Raw genomic sequence first — 395 nt, 5'->3', positions numbered from 1 at the left:
CGTTTGGACAACACCTCTGCAATTTCCGTTGAAGGGGTAATGGGGTAACCTGCAAAAAAATCCACTCCTGCATACAGTGCCCCTTCCACACATGCCTCATTTCCCTGGACAAATTTTATTTTTTCAGTCATTTTTATCATCCTGGTCTGTAAGCACCTCAATTGCAAGATCCGGGCACCTTAATTCACATAATTTACAGCAGATGCAATCCTCTGGTCTTACTGCAATAACTTTTTCCTTGGAATCAAGTTCAAGAACCTGTTTGGGGCAGAAATCCACGCAGATTCCACAGCCCTTGCACCAGTCTCTGTTTATCACATGTTCCTTTAGTTTAAGCCTTGCCATACACTCCTCTTGGTGTCTGTCCATGCCGTTCTATGGCATTAATAAGTATG

At 43.3% G+C, this 395-nt stretch carries 1 protein-coding gene and 1 pseudogene; both read right to left on the bottom strand.

All coding sequences use genetic code 11. The annotated features are described in order from the left end of the window. Positions 1-131 (bottom strand): annotated as a pseudogene (locus tag ACYQ2M_RS25335) (2-oxoacid:acceptor oxidoreductase subunit alpha); the annotation flags it as partial. Continuing rightward, on the bottom strand, positions 124-345 hold the full coding sequence (locus ACYQ2M_RS25330; RefSeq protein WP_459919184.1) for a 4Fe-4S dicluster domain-containing protein: 222 nt from the start codon (positions 343-345) through the stop codon (positions 124-126). The gene ACYQ2M_RS25330 and the pseudogene ACYQ2M_RS25335, both read right to left, overlap by 8 nt. Between the last annotated feature and the right edge of the window lie 50 nt (positions 346-395).

Source organism: Desulfocicer niacini, assembly GCF_054657595.1.
This window is presented reverse-complemented; position numbering and strand designations above follow the sequence as displayed.